Genomic DNA, 17,396 nt, shown 5'->3' on the forward strand with positions numbered 1-17,396 from the left:
GTAGATAGGCTAGGAGTGGAAGTACAGTGATGTATGGAGCGGACTAGTACTAATCGGTCGAGGACTTAACCAAGATAGCGGTGGACAATTATATTGATACTAACTTAACATCCAGTTTTGAGTGAATCATCACTCTTTAATATAAATGCACTTATGTGCGGTGACGATGGCAAGAAGGATACACCTGTAACCATGCCGAACACAGAAGTTAAGCTTCTTAGCGCCGAGGGTAGTGAAGGGTTTCCCTTTGTGAGAGTAGGACGTTGCCGTGCTAAGTGTTTTTTATTTTTTAATATATGAATGTTATTATTTTGTTATATTATCAAGATAAGTTATATATTCTATTTTAAAGACTATTATAAGAGCTGTATAAATAATAAATAATCATTAATGGAAAAGGAGATGCATTTAAATATGTAATCTCCTTTTTTTTGTTATAAAATACATGCTTTATAATAATAATGTGAGAATAAAGTATGAAATCACACAAATTGTTATAAAATAGAATGAAAATATGATAAACTCATATATGAGGATTTTTTGAAGATTGAATTGTTGATATTGACGTATGGTACTAATTAACATAAACTAATCAAAGATTTATCAAAAAATAGGTCTTAAGACCTAGCTTAAATTCAATCATATGCTTGATATAGTTCAACTTAAATGATTGTAAAATAAGTTGAAGGTAAAGGAGTGCTATGTATGGAATTAAAAAAAATTAAAGTACCGGAAAACACAAAAAGATGGATGAGTTTTATCGGAAGAACACTTTTTTATGCAGCCGTAATACTTGTATTAATTTATTTGTATCAATATAGCCATGTGGGCGGGGGCTCTTTCATATATAATCAATTTTAAAAAGGAGCTAGTAAATAATGTTAAATGAAATTGTAGCAAAAATTAAAGATATTTCATTAAATAGTGAAGAAACTATCTTTTTTGAAGAAAGTGATCGTCAATATACCTATAAAGAGTTAGACGAGTTATCAGATTCTCTTGCTGGATTTTTAGAAGAAACTTATCCAGAAAAGACACCAATAATTGTATATGGTGCACAAGAAGCATTGATGGTTATTTCATTCTTAGCGTGTACAAAATCAGGACATTCATATGTTCCGATTGATGATCATACACCTAAAGAACGTGTCGCAATGATTGTTGAAGAAGCAAATGCGTCTTGTGTCCTAGCGTTGTCTGAATGGCCATTGCAAACACAAGAAGTATATAATAGAAAAGAAATTCTTTCTTTAATGAATGATAAAAAAGAATACTTAGCTAAACAAGTCGTATGTGAAGATGATGTGTATTATATTATTTTTACGTCTGGAACAACTGGTAAACCTAAAGGAGTACAAATCACTTATAACAATTTAATTAGTTTTACTAGTTGGATGTTAAGTGATTTTCATTTGAAAGAAAATCAACGATTCTTATGCCAAGCACCGTTTTCTTTTGATTTATCAGTGATGGATTTATATCCAGCATTATTAACTGCTGGCACACTTATCCCAATGCCAAAAACAATGATAGAAAACTTCCCATTATTATTTAAATCAATTCCGGAAATGGACTTGAATGTGTGGGTATCAACTCCTTCATTAATTGAAATGGTATTATTAAATCCAGAATTTACTTCAGAACACTTGCCAACATTAGAAAATTTTGAGTTTTGTGGTGAAGAATTGCCAAAAAATACGGCTCAAAAATTACTTGATCGTTTTCCACAAGCTAAAATTTATAATACTTATGGTCCAACAGAAACGACTGTTGCGATTACGAATATTATGATTACACAAGATATTTTGGATAAATATGAACGTGTACCGCTTGGAAAAGTGAAGAGTGATACAAAGATTTATATTTTAAATGATAAAGGTGAAAAATTGCCTGATGGAGAGATTGGTGAAATTGTTATTTCTGGTCCAAGTGTATCAGTAGGGTATTTCAATAATCCTGACAAAACAAATGAAGTATTTTTTGAGTTTGAAGGGGAAACTTCTTATCGAACAGGTGATGCTGGTTTAATTGAAGATGATTTATTGTTTTATAAAGGACGAATGGATTTTCAAATTAAGCTAAATGGTTATCGCATGGAGTTAGGTGATATTGACCATCATTTAATTACTCTTTCAGAAGTTCGTGCAGCATGCTCTGTGCCTAAATACAATAAGGCTGGTAAAGTCCAACAATTATTAGCATATGTTGTTTTAGAGTCAGCTGTTGAATCATCAGATGAAAAAGAATTGACTCAAAAATTAAAAGAAGATTTGAACAAAACTGTAATGGACTATATGGTCCCACATCGTTTTATCTTTGTTGAGAGTCTTCCCATGACACAAAACGGAAAAATTGACCGTAAACAATTAATAAATGAGGTGAATAGTTAATGAATCAGCTAACACAGTTGATCCCATACTTGACTCCTTATGAAAAACCTTTTTACTTTGTTATATTAGGTGTGCTGTTTATCCCATCGATTCTTTTATCACTAAATGGTAAAAGAATGATGTGGTATCAAAACTTTTTAACCATTTTCTTTTTATGGATTAGTTTTGGTGGCCCAAATTCAAAACAAGGATTAGCGTTAATTGCTTATATCATTTGGCAAACGTTACTAACGTCTATATACTTTAAGTATCGACAAAAGGATAATAAAAGTGGTGTATTTTATCTAGCTGTTCTATTGAACTTATTACCAATGTTTATTATTAAACTCTCACCATTTTTAGGCTCTCAGTCTATTTTAGCCTTTTTAGGTTATTCTTATTTAACGTTTAAATCAGTTCAAGTAGTGATGGAAATACGTGATGGTATACTAAAAGAATTTAATATTAAGTATTATATTCAGTTCTTAATATTCTTTCCAACGATTTCATCAGGACCGATTGATCGTTACCGTCGATTTTTAAAAGATTATTTAAATCCGCCAGACAAAGAAAAATATGTAGAGTTACTACAAAAAGGAATTCACTACATATTCTTAGGTTTATTGTATAAATTTATTATAGGATATGTTTTAGGTAGTCATTTATTACCAGCTGTTCAGGGATTTGCCTTAGGAGGAACGGCTCCTATTCTTGGAACAATTGGGTATATGTATGTGTATAGTTTTTATCTATTCTTTGATTTTGCAGGCTATAGTTTGTTTGCAGTTGGAACAAGTTATTTACTTGGTTATGAAACACCAATGAACTTTAACAAACCGTTTATTAGTCCAAATATTAAAGAATTCTGGAATAGATGGCATATGACGTTATCATTTTGGTTTAGAGATTATGTATACATGAGATTAATGTTTACATTACTAAAGAAAAAAGTGTTTAAGAGTCGTATTGTGGCATCAAACGTTGGTTATTTCGGTCTGTTCCTATTAATGGGATTATGGCACGGTTTAACCTGGTATTACATTGTATATGGTATTTATCATGCTTTATTAATTTGTGTTAATGATGCATGGTTGAGATATAAAAAGAAACATAAAGACAAATTACCAAGTAATCGTTGGACACATGCTTTAGCAATTTTTATCACGTTTAATGCAGTATGTTTTAGTTTCTTAATTTTCTCAGGATTTTTGGATACATTAATTAAACAATTTATCTTAGTATAGGAGATGGCTAAAAATGAACGTAAAAGACACAGTATTAAGTATTTTAGAAGATTTAACAGGAACAGATTATGCAGATCAAATGACTGTTGATTTATATGAAGAAGGTATTTTAGATTCAATGGCGACAGTTCAAATGTTAGTAGAAATAGATGGACAATTAGGTATCACAGTGCCAGTTTCTGAATATGAAAGAAGCGAATGGGCGACTCCAGAACAAATTATTGCACAGGTTGAAGCTTTACAATCATGACATTAAAGAAAAAAATATTTTTCGCCGTTGGACCGTTTGCAATAGCAGCATTGTTCATTGTAGGCTTATTGTATTCGCCAATTGATTTTATTAAAGATCCTTCTGAAAAAAAAGTTCATGAAGCAGCTTCGTCGATGTCTGTAAATGTCTTAAAGGGATCTGAAATAAAACGACAAGCAATGGAGTCAGGTGAGTATTTACCGTTCTTTGGTTCATCTGAATTAAGTCGTGTAAATCCATTCCATCCATCTGTATTGGCAAAAAAATATGATAGATCTTATGAACCGTTTCTTTTAGGAGCGCCAGGAACGCAATCTTTAACTCACTTTTTTATGTTAAACTCTGTTAAAAAGCCGTTAGAGAATAAAAAAGTTGTGTTTATTATTTCACCACAGTGGTTTGTAAAAAAAGGTGTATCTGATCCAATGTATTCACTATTTTATTCACCGATTGAAACGTATGAATGGTTAGTAGATTTAGATGAAACAGATAAAACGGATCAATATGTTGCAGGTCGCTTACTTGAGTTTGAAAGTGTGAAAACAGATACGCAGTTAAAGAAAATGTTGTTAAAAGTTAAAAATGGCGAAGAACTGTCAAAAGCTGATAGAAGAAAAGCCTATTACAAATATAAACGACTTAGAAATGAAGACTTGTTATTTGGTCAAATCGGGATTGTATCTAAAAATAAACGAATTGATAAGCAAGTTAATAAATTACCAGATCAATATAATTTTAATGAACTCGACTCATTAGCCTATAAAATTGGACAAGAAAAAACGAATAATAATCCATTTGAAATTTCAAATGGCTTTTACTCAAATAGAATTATGCCAATGAAAGGGAAGTTAAAAGACTCTCAAAAGAAATTTAATTATATTTCTTCACCAGAATATGCTGATTTTGAAGCTTTCTTAGAATTACTTGATAAAAATAATATTGATGCGATGTTTGTTATTCCACCAGTGAATAAGTTATGGTCTGATTATACTGGATTATCAACTGAGATGTTGGATGATTTTTCTAAAAAGATTAATTATCAATTAACGTCACAAGGCTTTAATAATGTTGTAGATTTTACTGATAAACGTGGTGAAAAATACTTCATGGAAGACACGATTCATATCGGTTGGCGCGGATGGTTAGAAATGGATACTCATTTACAAGAGTTTCTAAAGTCTAATAAAAAGCCTGATTATAAAATGAATCCAGAATTATTCTTCAGTAAAGAGTGGCAGACAGAACAATATAAATAAGCAAAAACTCCATTTACCTAAACAATAAGTGGAGTTTTTTTATGCGCTTTTAGAGAATCTAAAAAGAATCGTGTGGAGGCGTTGATTGGTTGATTTTGGTTCATCACAACATAAAAATCTTGATGTAAATCAATGTCTGTCAGATGAATTTGGCTAACTGATTGATTCATTAGTTCTAAATTGATAGAGGATTCATAGATAAAGCTAATTCCTCTATTGTGTAAAATCATTTGCTTGATTAAATTAATATTGCCGACATATTGTTTATGAGAAAAGTAATCGAGTGATAGATTTTGGTTATCTAATAATTGCATCATAGCATCACTAATACCTGACCCTTTTTCTCTAAAAATAACGGTTTCATTTTCTAAATCTTTTAGAGAAATTTCTTGATTTGCTAGTGGATGGGAATTTGAGCAAATACAAATAATATTATCTTTAAAAAAAATTTCTTTTGCTAGTGATTTATCTTCAATCGGACCTGAGATGAGGGCTAAATCAATTTTGTGAGCATGTATCAATTCAAGTAGTCCTTTTGTATTATCAACCATTAGAGAGATAGATGATTTTGGATAGTGGTTTGAATACTCGGTAATATATTGTGGAATCCAATACTCACCGATAGTTTTACTAGCACCTATGCGAAGAGAGACAGTGTTTGTCAAATGAGAATTAATTTGTAATATCTCACTTTTTAGATTTTTTATTTTTTTATAGAGATAAAGACCTTCAGGGGTAATTGTTAAGGTTTTATCCTGATACTTAACAAGGGAAACCCCTAACTCTTTTTCTATATATTGTATATGCTTTGTCACAGCCGGTTGAGTAAAGTTTAAAATTTGGGCTGTTTTTGTATAATTTTTTGTTTCTACTAAAACCAAAAACGTATCGTAACGATAATCCAACATTCCTTTAACCTCCTTATACCTACCCCCCTATTATACATTATTTTTCCATAAAAAGAATTAACTATGACAATTTAGCATAGCACTATAACAAAGTGTTATTTTATTTTTGTGATAATTTGCACTAATATAGATTGTGTAATAAGTAACAAGAAGGAGGAAATAAAATGGAAAATGTCAACATCGATGAAAGGGAATCGTTTAAAAGATTTCAGCCACTCATAGCTATTATTATTGTGATTTTATTATTAATATTTGGTAATTATCTAGGAAATCAGAAAGCGGTTTTACCCATTCAATTATTTTCGGGTGTTTTATTAGGGGCAACATTAACAAGAGCGCGTTTTGGGTTTGCCGGTGGTATCAAACGTATTTATGTTAGAGGAGAAGGCAGTTTAACGAAAGCGCTATTAATTATGTTGTTTGTAACCATGTTCTTATTTATGGGAATACAATGGTATGCAGCACAAAATGGAGCTGTTCCAGCATTTTTAGCTACTGAAGGTGAAGCTATTATTCCTGGTACACAAAATGTATACATGGCCAATTTAGCAACCATACTTGGTGGAATATTATTTGGAATGGGAATGATATTTGCCGGAGGGTGTGCTTCAGGGACGTTGACTGATATGGGTGAAGGAGAAGGACGTGCGATGTTTGTCTTTTTATTCTTTATATTAGGATCAGCACCTGGAGAGTTAGCTAGATACAAATTTGACCAATCATCATTAGGTAAAGTAGGAGTACAAAGTTATTTACCTGATACATTTGGTTACATTGGAGCATTAGCCGTATCTGGTTTAATTTTATTATTTATTTATTGGTTAGTTTTAAAATACGAGAAAAAACGTAAGGAAGAAAATACTTATATGGATCCATTAGGTGATTGGGAAGACTTTGAGAAACCTTTAGCCATTGAATCATCTGAAGAAACATCATTGTTTAGTTATAAAACATATCATAAGTTATTTATTGAACGTTGGACTTTTAAAACAGGTGCCGTTGTAATCGCTGTTATTTGTACGTTTATATTGTTAACAACGAATAAAGCTTGGGGTGTGACAAGTGCTTTTTCAAAATTAGAAATCGCTTTATTACAACCATTAGGAGTGGAGTTTGCCTCTCCAGCATTTGATAAGTTAAATACGTCTGTCAGTGAAGGTTTATTAACAGATGGTGGAACAATTCGAAATTTAGGGATTGTACTTGGAGCGGCTTTATCATTCTTAATGGCTGGAAGATTTAAATTTGCGATGAAATTAAATAAACGAGATATTCCTTACTTTGTTGTGGGGGGATTGTTAATGGGATTTGGTGCAAGACTTGCTAAAGGATGTAATGCTGGGGCAATGTATTCAGCCATCTCGACATTCTCAGTATCTGGTTGGGTCTTTACAGTTGCTATGGTCATAGGTGGATTAATTAGTTTAAAACTTTTTGCCGGTAAGATGTCTTTAATACCTGCAAGCAGAAAAAAATAAAAATTATTGGAGGAGTTTTATCATGAGTAAACGCGTATTAATTATCGGTGGAGTTGCAGGTGGCGCTTCAACTGCTGCACGAGTAAGAAGAATTGATGAGTTTGCAGAAATTATTATGTTTGAAAAAGGACCTTTCGTTTCATTCTCAAATTGTGCCTTACCATTTCATTTAAGTGGTGTGGTAGCTGAAGCAGATGATTTAGTACTGATGTCTCCAGAAGTCTTCCATAAACAATATAACATTACAGCAAAAGTGAATCATGAAGTGATTGCCATTCATCCAGAAGAAAAGAAAATCACCGTTAAAAATGTGTTAACAGGTGAAACAATGGATGAAGAATACGATGAGTTAGTCTTATCTCCAGGTGCAAATCCTATTTTACCAAAAAGTATTAAAGGAATTGGCTCAGACCATGTCTTTACTGTCAGAAATGTGCCAGACATTGATGCGATTAAGCATTATATTGATGACAATCATATTAAAGATGTTGCAGTTGTTGGTGCTGGATTTATTGGGATTGAAGTGGCAGAAAACTTACAAATGGCTGGAAAACATGTCACCATTATTGAAGCAGCAAATCAAGTCATGGCACCGTTTGACTATGATATGGCTCAGATTTTACATAGAGAAATCATTGATAATGAGGTTGACTTGGTATTAGAAGACGGCGTGAAAGAAATCTTCTCAGATAAAGTGGTGTTGGAATCTGGTAAAGAAATACCTGCAAAAGCGGTGATTATGGCAATTGGGGTAACACCAGAACTAACATTAGCTAAATCAGCTGGATTGGAAATAGGAGAAACTGGCGGAATTAAAGTCAACCATCATTATTTAACATCTAAACCACATATTTATGCAGTTGGTGATGTGATTGAAACAACTCACTTTATCACTCAAAAACCAACACGCTTAACTTTAGCAGGACCAGCTCAACGTCAAGCAAGAGCAGCTGCAGATCATATGTACGGTAAAACCTATCGTAATACAGGCGTTATCGGTTCATCAGTGATTCAATGCTTTGGTATGAATGCTGCTTCGACAGGTTTAAACGAAAAAGATTGTCAACGTGAGGGAATTGCTTATCAAACAGCATATGTGATCCCTAAAGATCGTGTCGGACTTATGCCAAATGCGAAACCATTATTCTTTAAATTAATCTTTGCTGATCCTTCTGGACAAATTTTAGGAGCTCAAGCAATGGGACAAGGAAATGTGGACAAACGTATTGACGTGATTGCCGCGATGATTATGAATCATGCGAATATCGAAGACTTAAAAGAATTAGAATTATCTTATTCACCAATGTTTGGTACAGCCAAAGATGTGGTTAATATGGCAGCACTTGTTGCAATGAACGTTTTAAATGGCGAATACAAACAAGTTCCTGTAACAGAAATTAGAGAGTTAGTGGAAAAAGATGCCTTTATTATTGATGCACGTGAACCACATGAATATGCTGAAGGACACATTGTGAATGCAGTAAGTATTCCATTTAGTGAATTCCGTCAACGTTTGGATGAAATCCCAAAAGATCGACCAGTTTACGTACATTGTCTGTCTAGTCAACGTAGTTACAACATGGTAAAAGCATTACAAGCACATGGTTTTGATAATGTCTTTAATTTAATGGGATCATTCTTAGGTATTTGTATGTATGAATACTTTAATGATCAACAAACAGGTCGCAAACCAATTGTGACAAATTATCGTTTCGACTTATTATAAAATTTATTGGGGCAAAACAGTAAGGGATTTTGCCCCAATCTTTTTAAATTAAAAAAGGTTGGTGAAGATATGAAAAAGAAACAAACCAAGAATTATAAAGGATATACCTATGCTACATGGTTCATTATTTTAGTTGCATGGCTGGTTGTGACAGAAACAAACTTGGTCTCTTCACGACTAATTCCTTCACCAATTCAAGTGATAAAAACAGCAGGTGATATATTTATTAATGGGTATAATGGCATGTCTTTTTGGCAACATATAGGAATTAGTTTGTACCGTTTAATCATATCTAGTTTTCTAGCAATGCTAACAGCTATTCCGTTGGGATTAATGAGTGGGTATTTTCCAAGATTTAGAGCAGTGGTTGATTCCCTTGTTCAATTTTATCGCCCTTTACCACCACTTGCCTATTATACGTTATTAATTTTATGGTTAGGGATTGATGAGTCACCAAAGATTATGTTACTATTTTTAGCTGCTTTTGCCCCAATATATCTATCATGTGTTTCAGCAGTGGGGAAAATTCCAATTGATTACATCAATAATGCTGAGTCATTGGGTGCAAGTAAGAAAGATATTTTCTTTACCGTCATTTTACCAGGGAGTTTACCTGATATATTTACTGGGTTAAGAACAGCTGTCGGTGTAGCCTATACAACACTTGTCTCAGCAGAGATGGTGGCTGCAACGAGTGGTATTGGTTGGATGGTGATTGATGCATCAAAATATTTAAAGAGTGATGTCATGTTTGTCGGCATTATTTTTATGGGACTAACAGGTATATTCATTGATATGGGACTACGTTTCATAGAAAAACGTGTGGTCTTTTGGAAAGGAAGAGATGAAGGATGATAAGAAGGAAAACAAGGCGTTTGTTATGGTTAGTTAGTATCATTATCCTCGTGTTAACTGGGTGTTCATCTAAGTCAACCAAAGATGAAGAAGCTCTACCAAAAGAAGTAAAAATTGGGATTATTCGTGTGCCAAATGATAAACAAGTAGCGATTTCTCAACGCTATTTTGATGAGTATTTTAAAGATAAAGGAATCAAGACTAAATTTATGTTTTTTGATTCAGGTGTAGCGGCAAACAAAGCTCTCTCATCAAACAGCATTGATTTTGCAGAGATGGGATATACTAATGGGGTTGTCGCTTTGGCGACAGAGATCCCTGCCGAATTGATTTGGATTCATGAAGTATTGGGAACCAATGAAGCATTAGTGACGCCAAAAGACTCAAAAATAACAGATGTGAAACAACTTAAAGGGAAGAAAATAGCAACACCATTTAGTTCAACCTCACATTTTAGCCTCTTACAAGCACTAAAATTAGCTGGTATTGAAAAAGATGTGACACTACTTGATATGGAAACGAATGATATTGTGGCGGCATGGGAACGTGGTGATTTAGATGCTACCTATACGTGGGAACCGACACTATCTACTTTAAAAGAGACTGGAAATGTCTTGATTGATAGTGAAATATTAGCAAAAAAAGGATTTATGACGGTTAATATTGATTTAGTTAATACAGAATTTAGTAAAAAATACCCTGAATTAGTTCAAGATTATGTGAGAGCTTTAAATAAAGGGGTAGAGTATTACAAAGAAAATCTTAATGAAGCAGCAAAAGGAGCGGCGAAAGAATTAGGGATTGAAACCAACGATGCTTTAACACAAATGCAAGGAACCACTTGGTTAACGATGAGTGAACAACTCTCTCCAAACTATTTAGGAACCAATGAAAAACCAGGGAAATTTCATGACGTTTTTAAGGACACCGCCATATTTTTGAATAAGCAGAAGTCTATATCAGATATACCAAGTGATGAAGCGATACATGATTTTATTAATAGTTCATACATCGAAGAAGCAATAAAGAAATAAGGAGGGTATCATATGCCACTAAATAAAGAGCCGTTAATTAAATTGACACAAGTCACACAACAATTTACTTCAAATGAATCAGAGGTTACCATCTTAAATCAGCTCGATTTATCAATGTATGACGGTGAATTTGTGAGCGTGGTAGGACCTTCTGGTTGTGGTAAAAGTACCTTGCTTAATTTAATTGCTGGTTTTCTCATGCCAACAAGTGGAAGTATTAAGATGAGACATCAACTTATTACAAGTCCAGATAAAACAAGGGGCGTTGTTTTTCAATCACCAACCCTTTATCCTTGGCTTTCAGTTGAGCAAAATATTGCTTATGGTCCAAAACGACAAAAACTACCTATTAATGAAATCAATGAAAAAGTTAAACTATTAGTCGAGCAAGTCGGACTAATTGGATCAGAAAAAAAATACCCTTTTGAATTATCAGGAGGGATGAAACAGCGTGTATCTATCGCTAGAGCGATGGTTAATGAACCAGAATTGTTACTCATGGATGAACCCTTTAGTGCCTTAGACGCGATTACAAGGCGAAATATGCAAGGTTTATTACGAAGTCTATGGAAAGAAAATCATCAAAGTATTTTTATGATTACCCACGACATAGAAGAAGCACTCAAACTAAGTACAAGAGTGTTAGTTTTTCCGAAAAATAAACCTGGTGAGTTAAAGGAATATCCATTTAATTTTACCGAAAAAATAGCACAAGATTCGACTTATGAGCCTGATACAGACGAGGTATTTCAACAAAATAAATTATTGTTATTAAATGATATTATGTAATTTGTTAAAATAAAAGTAAACAGTCTAACTATGACTTGATTATTAAATCAGAATATGACAAAATAAATGCTACCTTGATTATAAGGAGCAATGCATGAGTGAGTAAAAAAATAATAAAACGATGTATTTTATTTTTGATATTAGTGTTTTTGATTGCATGTAGTTGGTATGTTTGGCAGTTAAAAAAACATGTCACCCAAACATTAAAATGGGAACCTTTAGTGAAGACTGTTTTAGAAGAAGAAAACATGGATCAATATGAAGACCTTGTATTAGCTATTATATTTACGGAAACAAAAGGCAACAGTGTAGACGTTATGCAGAGTAGTGAAAGTAAGTATGGTGAACAAAATAAAATAACATCAGAAAAAGAAAGTATCACAAGTGGTGTGACACATTTAGCAGAGGCAATCAAGTATGCACTTGATAATGGGTGTGATATTTGGACAGGAGTTCAAGCATATAATTTTGGTACAAGCTATGTGGATTATGTTGTCACTCATGGTGAGAAAAATTCTTTAGAATTAGCTCAAACTTATTCTAAAGAAGTGTTGGCGCCTATGTTAGGAAATGAAACAGGCGCAACATATCATTATTATGAACCGATTGCATTATTTCATAATGGTGGTAAATTATATCAAAATGGCGGGAATTTCTTTTATGCTGAGCTTGTTAAACGAAACATGAAGATTATTAATATATTATCATAGAAAACTCCTAATGGTTTGAATGCCATTAGGAGTTTTTATTGAATGATTTAAATAAGACTTTTCGTCCATTTAATGGTTGAGTATGACGAGCATTATTAGCATGGAAATGTTTTAAAGTTTGAATTTGTTTGGCAGAAATCTCCACAGTTTCTTTAAAGAGATACCATTCGACATTTTCAGTAAGTGGAGGTGTTGTTAAAGAGCCTAGATAGTGATAATAATCAGAGATTTTAGGTAATAAATCATACAGATACACATTGTGAATGGATTTATTCGTGTTCACAGCATCGAGTAATGTTTGAAGTGTCTCATTATGAGCTCCCTCAATTAAAAACACCCCTAAAACAGCTAAACGACCATTTTGTGCTTCATGAACAAAATGAAGTTCAGCATCAGATAGTTTACCATCAATTTTATGTTCGCTATGAGTATGAAAATGGAATTGTTGTAGGTTGAAAAAACGATTGTTAATATTAGCGGTTCCTGTAGCTAATCCTTGAATAGCTGAACCAGTATCAAAAATAGTATCCACTGTACGAGAATAGGTTAGTTGTAACTTCCCCATATCCATCATTGGTTCCAAGGTACTTGTATCTATATCAATAGGTGATTGCGACATTGAGTGTTCACAACACCAGTCATGTTGATTAGCGTAGTTCCAGTCAAGTATTGGTGCATCAAAATGTTTCATCCAAAAACTCCTTTTCAATCATTCATCTTTATTGTTATCAAAATTTTATCTGAAATGAATTCTTTTCGCCAAGTCAGACGTCTTGAAAAATAGTATTGTAAAGAATGTTTATTATTTAATGATATATAAATGAACAAGAAGGTGATATAACAAAAATGTCACAGAATAAATAAACTATTGACACTCATTTATGACATATCTTAGTATATAATACTAAGAGTGAGGTGATATAATGTACAAAATAAAAAATAGTATAAAAAAATCACTCGAATTCATAAAAGATGGGGTACGTTCGTCTAAAAGTGTTATATTAGCCAACGTCATCATATTATTTATCATGGCACCCTTGATGGTCACAGTAACTCGTTTTATTTTAAAAATGGGAGATATCCCTTATTTATCTTATGATACTGTGGGGTTGATTGTTTTCCATCATCCGGTTGTTCTATGTTTACTTATTATGATGTTGTTCTTATTAGTGTTTACAATATATTTTGAGTACACTTTTTTACTGCTGACAATGTATTTTGTAAAAAATAAAGTGGCGATATCTTTAAGGCAACTAGCTAAAGAAACTATTTTTCAGATGAAAAAATTAAAAATTAGTAACTTTTTATTTTTTTTATGTTACTTTATCTTGTTAAGTCCAATAGGAGCAATAAGATTTCATTCAGACTTGTTATCAAAATTTAAAATACCTATTTTTATTGTTGATTTCATTTTTGAAAATCGGGTTATCTTTGTTGTGCTATTTATTTTGGCTTATGTGAGTTTAATTGTGGTAGCGATACGTTTGATGTTTACATTACCACTAATGATTTTTAAGGATTATACATTCAAGCAAGCGAGTCAAACGAGTTGGCGTTTGACGAAAAAGCATTTTAAATCGATTAGTACTCAGTTTATTTTAGTTATGAGTTCGATTGCCATAATTGCTTTAGTGATTAATGGGTTATTGATTGGATTACAAGAAATGGTAGACACTTATTATCAATCATCCAGTTTTTATGTGGCGATTATGTTATTAACGTTGCTCCAATTTAATTGGGTATTTAATTTAGTGTTAACTACGATTGGGATTTTCTTTATTACGATTTCATATTTAGATAAATTAGGTTATCTACCAAATACCAATGATATGTTTCCATTGATTAATAGAACAACGTTTAAAAAAGTAACATGGCCACAAAGAATCATCTTTACACTTGGTGGAATCTGGTTAATCATCAGTGTCTTATCATACAATTATTTATTTTTAACCCAACCAAGTATTCATCGACCGTTAACAATCTCCCACCGAGGAGTTGATAATGGGAACCATGTACAAAACTCAATCGAGGCATTAGAGATGACAAGTAAAAAAACACGACCTAATTTTATTGAAATGGATGTGCAAGAAACAAAAGATAAAGAATTTATTGTCATGCATGACTTTAAATTAAACCATTTAGTTCAACAAAAGGGTCGACCAAATGAGTTTACACTAAAAGAATTACAACACATGACAGCCAAAGAGAATGGTCAACAAGCACATTTAGTGTCTTTTGATGATTACTTAAAACGAGCGAAAGAATTAGATCAAAAATTATTGATTGAAATCAAAGCAACAAAACAAGATAGTCCTGATATGGTCGAGCGGTTTATCAAAAAATATTACGATACCATAAAAGAAGAAGGGCATGAAATTCAGTCATTGTCTTTTGATGTGGTAAAAGAATTAAAAGAAAAAAAACCTGATTTATATGTGGGATATATTATGCCGTTTACATTAGCTGGGCCACCTGAGGGAGATATGGACTTTTATTCGGTTGAATACACAACGCTCACAAAAAACTTAGTTCAATCGATGCATAATCAAGAGAAAAAAGTTTACGTGTGGACATTGAATGACACAGATACCATTAATCGTATGATTTTTTATGGAGTAGATGGTGTGATTACGGATAATATGACATTATTAAATAGTGTGCTTTCTAGAAATATTAAGGAAACAACGTATGCTGATAAACTATTGTATTTCTTGGTAGGGATTGGCTAAACTCATTTGTTTCAAATAAAAATGGCGTAATAGCCATTTTTTTTATATAATGAGAAGAGAATTGATTGGAGATGGAATGAATGACTGTTGTTGTGTTTGATGTGGATGATACGTTATATGACCAATTTAGTCCGTTTGAATTGGCTATGATTAAGAATTTTGGTGAAAAAAAGTGGCTAAGTGAGATTTCTTTACGAAAGTTATACCAATTATTTCGTTATCATAGTGATTTAGCTTTTCCTGATACAGTATCAGGCGCATTGTCGCTAAAAGATATGCGAGTTTATCGGATTCAGGCAGCATTAAATGATTTAGGGATAGGGGAATCTAAAGAAGCGTGTCAGGCGTTTCAAGATTGTTATTTCTATGAACAAAATCAACTTGTTCTTCATCCAGAGATGGTACGATTACTTACTATCTTAGATGAAAAAAAAGTGCTAACAGGACTTTTGACTAACGGACCGACAGAACATCAACAGTTAAAAATCGAGCAATTAGGAGTGTCGAAATGGATTAGTGAAGACACCCATCATATTTCAGAAAGTATTGGCTATAGTAAACCAGATGTATCGGCATTTAAAGTAGTCGAAACCATTTATCCTGATAATAGTCAGTTTTTATATGTTGGAGATTCATATGAAAATGATGTCATCGGGGCTAAAAAGGCTGGATGGCAAATCGTTTGGTTAAACAAAAATAATAAAAGACTAACACAAGAAATGATAAAACCAGATGTGGTGTTATCATCTTATGACAACATTGTGGAAACAGTGTTAGGCTTATTACAAGAGGAGTAAACACATGAATGTAAATCATGCAGATATCGTGATTAGTGCGGTACAACCAGAGCAATACCCTAAAACAAATTTACCAGAAATAGCATTAGCAGGACGTTCGAACGTTGGAAAATCATCATTTATTAATACGCTAGTCAATCGTAAAAATTTAGCGAGAACATCAGGGAAACCTGGAAAAACACAAACTCTAAATTTTTACATTATTGAAGATAGTTTACATTTTGTTGACGTACCAGGATATGGTTATGCCAAAGTATCTAAAACTGAGCGTGCTAAATGGGGAAAAATGATTGAAACCTATTTAACAGAAAGAGAACAATTAAGAGCAGTAGTGTCACTTGTTGACATGCGTCATGCTCCTTCGACTGAAGATATTCAAATGTATGAATTCTTGAAGTATTACAATATACCAGTTATCGTTGTTGCAACGAAATGTGATAAAATCCCTCGGGGCAAATGGAATAAACATGAATCCATGATTAAGAAAAAATTGAATTTTGATCCATCAGATGATTTTATTATCTTTTCTTCTGAAACAAAAGAAGGAAAAGATAAAGCGTGGAAAGCCATTGAAAGTTATATGGATTAAATAAAATAAGTAGTCAAAATGAAGTATGCTCAACATGCTTCATTTTTTTATGAAAAAAGTAACAAATTGCTAAGTATTTTCATTAATTTTAGGTTTAGAATATTCATAAAATGTTTTATCTATGGTAAAATTTAGGAGACAAGGTTTGTGAAATAATTAAGATAATGTTAAGTGAGGGAGAATAATGGCTTTAGTAAAAATCGTATATGCAAGTATGACAGGAAATACAGAAGGTATTTCTGAAATTATAGAAGATCAGTTTATAGATGCAGGCTTAGAAGTGGAACGTGAAGAGTGTACAGATGTTGATCCAGACTTTTTTGAAGATGCAGATATTTGTATTGTAGCCACTTATACATATGGAGATGGTGAATTACCATTTGAGATAGAAGACTTCTTTGCTGATTTAGAAGATGAAGATTTAGAAGACAAATTATTCGGCGTTGTTGGATCTGGTGATACAGAATACGGGGAATATTTCTGTCAATCAGCTAGAGATTTTGTGGAACAATTCAAAAAAACAGGTGCCACAGAAGGTGCTGAAATGGTTGAAATAGAAAACGAGGCAGATGGTGAAGATACTGAACGTCTTCAAGCATTTGTTGATAAATTAGTTAGTAAAGTAGAGTAGACAATTAGCAAGGGTCACACCTTGCTTTTAT

General features: G+C 32.7%; 17 protein-coding genes and 1 rRNA gene. 16 read left to right on the plus strand and 2 right to left on the minus strand.

Annotation, left to right across the window (positions count from 1 at the left end):
* The first annotated feature begins 156 nt into the window (after positions 1-156).
* From rrf to dltD, 6 genes are all read left to right on the plus strand, one after another.
* Positions 157-272: ribosomal RNA gene (rrf, locus tag CBF36_RS01195) — 5S ribosomal RNA — on the plus strand.
* A 433-nt stretch (positions 273-705) separates the two neighbouring features.
* Positions 706-861 (plus strand): teichoic acid D-Ala incorporation-associated protein DltX, encoded by a 156-nt coding sequence (locus CBF36_RS01200; RefSeq protein WP_125955893.1) that lies wholly within the window; start codon positions 706-708, stop codon positions 859-861.
* A gap of 17 nt (positions 862-878) precedes the next feature.
* Positions 879-2,390 (plus strand): D-alanine--poly(phosphoribitol) ligase subunit DltA, encoded by a 1,512-nt coding sequence (gene dltA / locus CBF36_RS01205; protein ID WP_125955894.1) that lies wholly within the window; start codon positions 879-881, stop codon positions 2,388-2,390.
* Positions 2,390-3,613 (plus strand): D-alanyl-lipoteichoic acid biosynthesis protein DltB, encoded by a 1,224-nt coding sequence (dltB, locus tag CBF36_RS01210; protein ID WP_125955896.1) that lies wholly within the window; start codon positions 2,390-2,392, stop codon positions 3,611-3,613. Before dltA ends, dltB begins: the two co-directional genes overlap by 1 nt.
* A gap of 13 nt (positions 3,614-3,626) precedes the next feature.
* Positions 3,627-3,863 carry a D-alanine--poly(phosphoribitol) ligase subunit DltC gene (gene dltC, locus CBF36_RS01215; protein WP_125955897.1) on the plus strand — a complete coding sequence of 79 codons (237 nt, stop codon included), beginning with the start codon at positions 3,627-3,629 and terminating at the stop codon, positions 3,861-3,863.
* Positions 3,860-5,119: a D-alanyl-lipoteichoic acid biosynthesis protein DltD gene (gene dltD, locus CBF36_RS01220; RefSeq protein WP_125955899.1), complete on the plus strand. Its 1,260-nt coding sequence runs from the start codon at positions 3,860-3,862 to the stop codon at positions 5,117-5,119. The genes dltC and dltD overlap by 4 nt, the downstream gene beginning before the upstream one ends.
* Positions 5,120-5,136: 17 nt before the next feature.
* On the opposite strand, the gene CBF36_RS01225 is transcribed toward dltD, so the two are convergent.
* Positions 5,137-6,027, minus strand: a complete 891-nt coding sequence (locus CBF36_RS01225; protein ID WP_125955901.1) for a LysR family transcriptional regulator — start codon at positions 6,025-6,027, stop codon at positions 5,137-5,139.
* Between the two features lie 164 nt (positions 6,028-6,191).
* Between CBF36_RS01225 and CBF36_RS01230 the strand changes: the two genes are divergently transcribed.
* The 6 genes from CBF36_RS01230 to CBF36_RS01255 all read left to right on the plus strand — a co-directional run bounded on the left by CBF36_RS01230 (position 6,192) and on the right by CBF36_RS01255 (position 12,619).
* The gene (locus CBF36_RS01230; protein ID WP_125955902.1) at positions 6,192-7,505 is read left to right on the plus strand and encodes a YeeE/YedE family protein; all 1,314 of its coding nucleotides are present in this window, start codon (positions 6,192-6,194) and stop codon (positions 7,503-7,505) included.
* Between the two features lie 22 nt (positions 7,506-7,527).
* Positions 7,528-9,231, plus strand: a complete 1,704-nt coding sequence (locus CBF36_RS01235) for an FAD-dependent oxidoreductase (protein WP_125955904.1) — start codon at positions 7,528-7,530, stop codon at positions 9,229-9,231.
* Between the two features lie 69 nt (positions 9,232-9,300).
* Positions 9,301-10,086 (plus strand): ABC transporter permease, encoded by a 786-nt coding sequence (locus CBF36_RS01240; protein ID WP_125955906.1) that lies wholly within the window; start codon positions 9,301-9,303, stop codon positions 10,084-10,086.
* A complete protein-coding gene (locus CBF36_RS01245; RefSeq protein ID WP_125955908.1) occupies positions 10,083-11,120 on the plus strand; it encodes a taurine ABC transporter substrate-binding protein in 1,038 nt (345 codons plus the stop codon). Before CBF36_RS01240 ends, CBF36_RS01245 begins: the two co-directional genes overlap by 4 nt.
* Before the next feature lie 12 nt (positions 11,121-11,132).
* Positions 11,133-11,909 (plus strand): ABC transporter ATP-binding protein, encoded by a 777-nt coding sequence (locus CBF36_RS01250; RefSeq protein ID WP_125955910.1) that lies wholly within the window; start codon positions 11,133-11,135, stop codon positions 11,907-11,909.
* A gap of 98 nt (positions 11,910-12,007) precedes the next feature.
* Complete coding sequence (locus CBF36_RS01255) at positions 12,008-12,619, plus strand: lysozyme family protein (protein WP_125955912.1); 612 nt, start codon at positions 12,008-12,010, stop codon at positions 12,617-12,619.
* Between the two features lie 25 nt (positions 12,620-12,644).
* Here the strand turns inward: CBF36_RS01255 and CBF36_RS01260 are convergent, their stop codons facing one another.
* Positions 12,645-13,310: a carbonic anhydrase family protein gene (locus CBF36_RS01260; RefSeq protein ID WP_125955913.1), complete on the minus strand. Its 666-nt coding sequence runs from the start codon at positions 13,308-13,310 to the stop codon at positions 12,645-12,647.
* Positions 13,311-13,542: 232 nt separating this feature from the next.
* On the opposite strand from CBF36_RS01260, the gene CBF36_RS01265 reads away from it, so the two are divergent.
* The 4 genes from CBF36_RS01265 (at position 13,543) to CBF36_RS01280 (ending at position 17,365) form a co-directional block, all read left to right on the plus strand.
* The gene (locus CBF36_RS01265; RefSeq protein ID WP_125955915.1) at positions 13,543-15,348 is read left to right on the plus strand and encodes a glycerophosphoryl diester phosphodiesterase membrane domain-containing protein; all 1,806 of its coding nucleotides are present in this window, start codon (positions 13,543-13,545) and stop codon (positions 15,346-15,348) included.
* Between the two features lie 80 nt (positions 15,349-15,428).
* Positions 15,429-16,145 carry an HAD family hydrolase gene (locus tag CBF36_RS01270; RefSeq protein ID WP_125955917.1) on the plus strand — a complete coding sequence of 239 codons (717 nt, stop codon included), beginning with the start codon at positions 15,429-15,431 and terminating at the stop codon, positions 16,143-16,145.
* Positions 16,146-16,149: 4 nt separating this feature from the next.
* Positions 16,150-16,734, plus strand: coding sequence for a ribosome biogenesis GTP-binding protein YihA/YsxC (yihA, locus tag CBF36_RS01275; RefSeq protein WP_125955918.1), 585 nt, complete (start codon positions 16,150-16,152; stop codon positions 16,732-16,734).
* 184 nt (positions 16,735-16,918) lie between these two features.
* The gene (locus CBF36_RS01280) at positions 16,919-17,365 is read left to right on the plus strand and encodes a flavodoxin (protein ID WP_125955920.1); all 447 of its coding nucleotides are present in this window, start codon (positions 16,919-16,921) and stop codon (positions 17,363-17,365) included.
* Positions 17,366-17,396 lie beyond the last annotated feature (31 nt).

The sequence above is a fragment of the Vagococcus bubulae genome (assembly GCF_003950315.1).
GTDB lineage: Bacteria > Bacillota > Bacilli > Lactobacillales > Vagococcaceae > Vagococcus > Vagococcus bubulae.